The following is a 6,953-nucleotide window of genomic DNA, read 5'->3' on the forward strand; positions in this document are numbered from 1 at the left end:
TAGCAGAGTTAGTAGAGGAGTGGTGGTCGGAAGGGTCAGAGGAGAGAAGGAGCCAGCGCACGAACTGCACCGGTACCACTACGGACCCCAGCAGGGACCCCAGCAGGGACCCCGCCGGCCCCCGCAGGTGTTGGCGATCCACGGTCTGACCGGGCACGGCCGGCGCTGGCAGACCCTGGCCGAGCGGCACCTGCCCGATGTCGCCGTGGTGGCGCCCGATCTCATCGGGCACGGGCGTTCACCACGGTCGGCGCCGTGGACGATCGAGGCCAACGCCGCCGCCCTGGCCGCGGTGCTGGCCGACGGCTCCAGCGACAATTCCAGTGACGGCTCCAGTGACGGCTCCGGTGACGGCTCCGGTGACGGCACCGACCGGCACACCGACGGTGTTGTGGTGGTGGGACATTCGTTCGGCGGCGCCGTCGCGCTGCAGCTGGCGGCGGCGCATCCCGAACGGGTGGCCGCACTGGTCCTGCTGGACCCGGCGGTGGGGCTCGACGGCGGCTGGATGGCCGAGATCGCCGACTCGATGTTCGCCTCCCCCGACTACACCGACCGCGCCGAGGCCCGCGAGGAGAAACGGTCCGGGTCGTGGGGCGACGTCGACGACGAGCAGCTCGACGCCGAACTCGACGAGCACCTCGTCGAGCTTCCCCACGGGCGGGTCGGCTGGCGGATCAGCATCCCGGCGATGATGTCCTACTGGAGCGAGCTGGCCCGGCCGGCCGCACTGCCGCCCCCGGACATCGGCGTGACGGTGGTGCGAGCCCGCCGAACCTCCCCGCCCTACGTGACCCCGGGTTTGCTCGACGCGCTGGGGCGGCGCGCCGATTTCGAGCTCATCGACCTCGACTGCGACCACATGGTGGCTCAGGCGCGCCCCGCCGAGACCGCGCGCATCATCCGAGACCGGCTCGACCGCCGCTAGGCGCCCGGCCCCGGACATGGGATTGGACATCGGATCGGGCATCGGATCGGACATCGGATTGGACATGGGCAAGGGCAGGGGCAAGGTCACCGAGGAGCAGGTGGAGCGGGTGCGGGCGCTGGTGGCCGCGATTCCGCCGGGTTCGGTGTCCACCTACGGCGACGTCGCCGCGGCGGCGGGCCTGTCCAGTGCGCGGATCGTCGGCTGGATCATGCGCACCGACTCGGCGGATCTGCCGTGGCACCGGGTGATCACGGCATCGGGCCGACCCGCCCCGCACCTGGCCGACCGGCAGCTGGAGCTGCTGCGCGCCGAGGGTGTGCTCGCCGTCGGCGGCCGGATACCGCTCGACGAGGTTCGGCACGGATTCTGACCGCGGCACCCGCCGGAGTCAGAGGACCAGGCGCACCAGGGCGGCGGTGCGGGCCAGGCCCGGAAACGCCGAGGCGGTGGCCCGGGGATGCAGCGCATGCACGGCCAGCCGGAACATCAACGCCCGCAGCAGCATCTGCGGCCACTCCGGTAGCGCGGACCAGCGCTCGATGAGGCCGTCGTCGGCCTCGCCCCAGGCCAGCGCATCCACGACGACCACCCCGGCGGCCCAGGAGGCCGGACGCCAGTACGGCGTGATGTCGGTGATGCCCGGTGCCGCCGTGCCCGCGAAAAGCACTGTGCCGTAGAGGTCTCCGTGCACGAGCTGGCTGGGACTCTTGGTCGGCCGGCGCAGCGAGGCCAACTGGTTGATCAGGTCGACCGAACGCTGCCCGTCGGCCGACCCGGGCGACACTCGCGCTCCCGCGGGCAGCGAGTGCAGCGGCCGCTCCTCCCACGCGGCGCGGTCGGCGGCGATGAAGACATCGACGTCGGCCCACGGCGCCACCGGAGGCTGGGTCAGGAATCGGGGCCGCTCCAGTTTCGCGGTGGCCTCGTGCAGCCGCACGGCCGCCGACACCACCTCGTCGTGGCGGGGTTCGGGCACCCCGGCGACGAAGGTGTCCGCGCGCCAACCCGAGACCACGTACCGGCCGTCGGTGGAGCGGACCGGGCGCGCCAACCGCACGCCGTCGACGAACAGGGTTTCGCGGACCTTGGCCGACCACGCCGCCCGGGCGTGGTCGGCGACCAGGGACAGCACCACCTCACCGCAGCGCCAGCCGCCCTCCCAGCCGGCGCCGAGCGGGGTCGGCTCCACGCCGCCCATCCCGAACGCGGCCAGCACATGCTCGGGCGGCCGATCGACAGTCACCCCGCCAGCCTATAGCGACGCACCCCGGGTTCAGCCCCGCCCGCCTGCTGTGTCGCGCAGCTCGCGGGGCGACACCGTGCGGCGGTGCCGATGAGCCCGCGTGGGTCAGTACATGACCATCTCGGGCTCGAACTGCTTGGCCCACGCGACAATCCCACCCTGCAGGTGGACCGCGTCGGAGAACCCGGCCTTCTTGACCGCGGCCAGCGCCTCCGCCGAGCGGACACCGGTCTTGCAGTACAGCACCGCGGTACGGTCCTGCGGCAGCTTGGCCAGCCCGTCACCGGTTTCGATCGCCGACTTCGGCACCAGTTCGGCACCCTCGATGTGGTTGATGTCCCATTCGACGGCCTCACGCACGTCGATCAGCGCAATGCTCTTGCCGGCGTCGAGCATGTCGTGCAACTCGGCTGGGGTGATCGTGGAGTCCACCACGGCGCTGGCGGCGTCCTCGGAGACCACGCCGCAGAACTCCTCGTAGTCGATCAGCTCGGTGATCTTCGGGGTCGAGGGATCCTTGCGGATCCTGATGGTGCGATAGCTCATGTCCAGGGCGTCATAGACCATCAGCCGGCCCAGCAGCGAATCGCCGATCCCGGTGATCAGCTTGATCGCCTCGGTGCCCATCACCGAGGCGATGGAGGCACAGAGGATGCCCAGCACCCCGCCCTCGGCGCAGGAGGGCACCATGCCCGGCGGCGGCGGCTCGGGGTAGAGGTCGCGGTAGTTGAGGCCCTGCTTGTCGCCCGTGGGCGAACCGGGGGCATCCTCCCAGAAGACCGACACCTGGCCTTCGAACCGGTAGATCGATCCCCACACGTAGGGCTTACCGGCCAACACGGCGGCGTCGTTGACCAGGTACCGGGTGGCGAAGTTGTCGGTCCCGTCCAGGATCAGGTCGTACTGCTCGAAGAGTTCCACCGCGTTGTCGGGCTCCAGCCGGAACTCGTGCAGGCGCACGTCGACAAGCGGGTTGACCTCGCGGATCGAATCCCGGGCGCTCTGGGCCTTGGACCGTCCGATATCGGACTGGCCGTGAATGATCTGGCGCTGCAGGTTGGACTCGTCGACGACGTCGAATTCGACGATCCCGATGGTGCCGACCCCGGCCGCGGCCAGGTACAGCAGCGTCGGCGAACCGAGCCCGCCGGCGCCGATGACCAGCACGCGGGCGTTCTTCAACCGTTTCTGGCCGTCGACCCCGAGGTCGGGAATGATGAGATGGCGGCTGTAGCGCGCGACCTCTTCACGGGTCAGTTCGGCTGCTGGCGCTACCAGCGGTGGCAGTGTGGACACGCAACGGGCTCCTCTTGGGGACATCTAGAGACGATTGTGTCAAAAACTCACCAGCGTCAACGCGCGAGGTGGTCCGGAACTTCCCGAGACCGCGAAGCGCGCCCACCCCGGGACGGCGCCCGGCGGCGCCGTCAGGCGATGGGGTACGGCCAGGGGTTGAACCGGCACGTCTTGTTGTCGGGCTTGACCCAGTCCGGGTCGAAGCGGGACGCGTCGTCGTTGGCCGTGGAGAACGTCTGCTGCATCATCACCGGCGCCAGCGCGCCCTCTGCCTCGCAGGGCGCGTGGTGCTGGTAGCCGATGGCGTGGCCGAGCTCGTGGTTGATCAGATACTGCCGGTAGGAGCCGACGTCGCCCTGGAAGGGCACCGCCCCGCGCACCCACCGGGCTTCGTTGATGAACACCCGCGGCTCCGGCTCCTGCCCCGCCACCTGCGTGTAGGAGGGGTTGTAGCAGCTGGCCTCGAGTTTGATCTCGTAGCCGCAGCCCTCGCGCACGGTCATCGGTGTGGTCAGCGAGACCCGGAAATCTGGATCCACCGGCGACCCGGCATCCACCCGCTCGAAGGCGAACTGCGGATTGTGGATCCAGCTCTTGGGGTTGGCCAGGGTCTCGTCGACCATCCGGGCGAATGCCTCGTCGCCTCCGAACGAGGCGGTGTCGATCCCGTCCTCGATCTCGACGGTGTAGCGGAACACCTTCGCCGTGCCCTGCCCCACCTGCGGGGTGGTGCCCGGCACGATGCGCCAGGTCTTTTCGCCCGCCTCGGTGAACGGTCCCCCGTCGGGGAGGATGCCGGTGGGCAGATTGGCATCGAACTCGGTCAGCCCGCGCGGCGGTGCGCCGATGATCGTGGTGCCCGCGGCGCCGATCGTCGGCGGCCCCTCGACGGCGACCTCGTCGACGGCGGTCGGCGCCGACGCCTGCGTGCCGGTCACCGTCTGGTAGATCACCACCACCGTCACCACGGCCAGGATCGGCAGCGCGTAGGCCCGCCACCCGTAGGTGGAGACGAACCGTCCCAGCCAGGACTGTTTGCGCCATTGCCGGCGGTCGTCGCGATTGGACCGGACCCGGCCGGACTCCCCGGCCAGGGGATCGCGCTGGGCGCGCAGGGGCTCACGCCACTCGCTGCGCATGACCGGCACGCGGCTATCCCCGTGACGGCCCGGGTCGTAGGTCACCGACCCAGAATGGCACAGTTCGCTGTGCTGGCACTTCGCGGCGCGCCCGCAGCACCACGCCCGCAGCGCCACGCCCGTGACCACGGCCGCATTCCTACCGCCGGTGTGGTCGAGTAGTAATGTCGTCGCAGCAGGCCCTGCAACCGACGGCGGTCCGAGGGCCATGCACGAATCCGGATCGAGGAATTGATGAGCGATCTCGCCAACACAACCGCACGGCGAGGCGCCCGATCCGCCAACGGGGGTGCCGCAGCGGGCGCCGCACCGCAGGCGACCAGGCGCGGAAACCGGTTACCCCGTGACGAGCGGCGCGGCCAGCTGCTCATGGCGGCCAGCGACGTCTTCGTCGACCGCGGCTACCACGCCGCCGGCATGGACGAGATCGCCGAGCGCGCCGGGGTCAGTAAACCCGTTCTCTACCAGCACTTCTCCAGCAAGCTGGAGCTGTATCTGGCGGTGCTGGCCCGGCATGTGGAGAACCTGGTCTCCGGTGTGCGGCAGGCGCTACGCACCACGACCGACAACCGGCAGCGGGTGCGCGCCGCCGTGGAGGCCTTCTTCGACTTCATCGAACACGACGGCCAGGGGTATCGGCTGATCTTCGAGAACGACTACGTGACCGAGCCGCAGGTCTCCGCCCAGGTCAAGGTGGCCACCGAGTCGTGCACCGACGCGGTGTTCGATCTGATCAGCCACGACTCCGGGCTCGAGCCGCACCGCGCCCGGATGATCGCGGTCGGTCTGGTGAGCATCAGCGTCGACTCGGCGCGGTACTGGCTGGACAATGACCGCCCCGTCAGCAAGGACGACGCCGTGGAGGGCACCGTCCAGTTCATCTGGGGCGGCCTGTCCCACGTGCCGCTTACTCGGTCGTAGGCGCGGCGATCGGCCCGGAACCGATGCCGAAGCCGACTCGCCGACCGTCGGCCGGACCGAGTTCGACATAGGCGATCCTGGCCGACGGCACCAGGAATCGACGGCCCTTCTCGTCGATCAGGGCGAGCACGTCCGAGCCCTTGGCCAGCGCTGTGGCCACCGCCTTTTCCAGCTCCTCCGGCGCCTGCGAGCTGGTGAACACGAGTTCACGCGGGCTGTCCGCGACACCGATCTTGACCTCCACGCCGATCCCTTTCTCCATATCCCTATGCGAAGCCATCCCGAAGAATGCCGTGGGCGCACGCCGGTTCGGGTGCGCCCGCACATGCAGGTTAATCGACGCCGGGAGCGGCCGTTCGAGCCAGCCGTTCGCGTTCGGCGAAGACGGGCGCGAACGGCCCGACCGGACCGCCCCTTCCCGCCGATTCCCGGCCCCGTCCCGGCCTGTCCCGGCCCCATCCCGGATCCTGCTCGCTGCCCGCTTGCCGCCGACACACCGACAGCGCCAGCGGGCCGCACCAACACCGCCCCTATACGATCGTGGTGTCGAAGTGACAGATGTGGCTAGTGTGAATTGACAGGTCTGGGTGGTTGTGCAATGAGCAAGCCCTACTGGAGCGGCCCGGGGGCCCTGGGTGGACGACGGGCCGGCACGCCCGACGGGACCGGTGCACCGTCGGGCGACGCCCCGCGTGACCGGCCCTCCTCCCAGCCCTCCTCCGAGCCCTCCTCCGAGCCGACCAGCTGGTCCGAGCGGTACATGGCCAATTCGGGTTACCGGGGTTACGGGGCGGCGACCTCCCAGTCCGGCCGCTACGGCGGGCTCCGCCGCTCCGGGGACCACGGCGCGGAATCCGGCGGCTACTCCGCGTACGCCGGGGCCACCGCGACCGAGGAGCCCTACCCCGCAGGCTACGACGACCGGGACGGCCGGGATGGCCGGGACTATTACGACGGCGACGACGATGGCTTCAGCGACTACGAGGACTGGGAGGAGTTCGACGGGCACGGCGGCTACCGCGACATCCGTTGGCGGTGGGTGGCCGGCATCGCCGCCGTGGTGCTGCTGGCGGCCGTCGTCGCCACGATGGTGCTGGTCAAGGGCGACTCCACCTCGACGACGGCGCTGACGCCCACCGCGCCGAGCACGTCGGTTCCCCAGGACGCCGCGCCGGCGACGTCGAAACCGCCGCGCACCGTCATCGCCACCGCACCTCCGGGCGCGCCGGCACCGGTTCCGGAGCAGTCCCTGGCCCCGGAAACCGTCGTCACGGTGACACCGAGCCCGTCGGCCGACGCCTTCCCGGCCCCGCAGCCTCCCCCGCCCCCCCCGCCGGCCGAGGCTCCCGCACCCGACCGGGTGGTGACCTACACCGTCACCGGAAACCGCCAGCCCATCGATCTGGTCCCCATCATCTACTCC

7 protein-coding genes and 1 pseudogene are annotated in these 6,953 nt (G+C 70.4%); 4 read left to right on the top strand and 4 right to left on the bottom strand.

Annotated features, from left to right (window positions below; translation table 11 throughout):
- The first annotated feature begins 64 nt into the window (after nt 1-64).
- Both CSR00_RS28860 and CSR00_RS28865 read left to right on the top strand, forming a co-directional pair.
- Entirely contained in the window at nt 65-928 is an 864-nt protein-coding gene (locus CSR00_RS28860) for an alpha/beta hydrolase (RefSeq protein WP_099025796.1), read from the top strand.
- Between the two features lie 64 nt (nt 929-992).
- A complete protein-coding gene (locus CSR00_RS28865) occupies nt 993-1,301 on the top strand; it encodes an MGMT family protein (protein ID WP_099025797.1) in 309 nt (102 codons plus the stop codon).
- An 18-nt stretch (nt 1,302-1,319) separates the two neighbouring features.
- On the opposite strand, the gene CSR00_RS28870 is transcribed toward CSR00_RS28865, so the two are convergent.
- From CSR00_RS28870 to CSR00_RS28880, 3 genes are all read right to left on the bottom strand, one after another.
- On the bottom strand, nt 1,320-2,174 hold the full coding sequence (locus tag CSR00_RS28870; RefSeq protein WP_099025793.1) for a TIGR02569 family protein: 855 nt from the start codon (nt 2,172-2,174) through the stop codon (nt 1,320-1,322).
- 105 nt (nt 2,175-2,279) lie between these two features.
- Nucleotides 2,280-3,461 (bottom strand): adenylyltransferase/sulfurtransferase MoeZ, encoded by a 1,182-nt coding sequence (gene moeZ, locus CSR00_RS28875; RefSeq protein WP_328514782.1) that lies wholly within the window; start codon nt 3,459-3,461, stop codon nt 2,280-2,282.
- Between the two features lie 140 nt (nt 3,462-3,601).
- Nucleotides 3,602-4,654, bottom strand: coding sequence for a DUF3152 domain-containing protein (locus tag CSR00_RS28880; RefSeq protein ID WP_407662536.1), 1,053 nt, complete (start codon nt 4,652-4,654; stop codon nt 3,602-3,604).
- A 189-nt stretch (nt 4,655-4,843) separates the two neighbouring features.
- On the opposite strand from CSR00_RS28880, the gene CSR00_RS28885 reads away from it, so the two are divergent.
- Entirely contained in the window at nt 4,844-5,530 is a 687-nt protein-coding gene (locus tag CSR00_RS28885) for an HTH-type transcriptional activator FasR (protein ID WP_099025795.1), read from the top strand.
- Here CSR00_RS28885 and CSR00_RS28890 read toward each other — a convergent pair.
- A complete protein-coding gene (locus CSR00_RS28890; protein WP_218014562.1) occupies nt 5,517-5,780 on the bottom strand; it encodes a DUF3107 domain-containing protein in 264 nt (87 codons plus the stop codon). The genes CSR00_RS28885 and CSR00_RS28890 overlap by 14 nt on opposite strands.
- A 348-nt stretch (nt 5,781-6,128) precedes the next feature.
- Here CSR00_RS28890 and CSR00_RS28895 point away from each other — a divergent pair.
- A pseudogene (locus CSR00_RS28895) lies at nt 6,129-6,953 on the top strand (hypothetical protein); the annotation flags it as partial.

This window comes from Mycolicibacterium palauense (genome assembly GCF_002592005.1).
Lineage (GTDB): Bacteria > Actinomycetota > Actinomycetes > Mycobacteriales > Mycobacteriaceae > Mycobacterium > Mycobacterium palauense.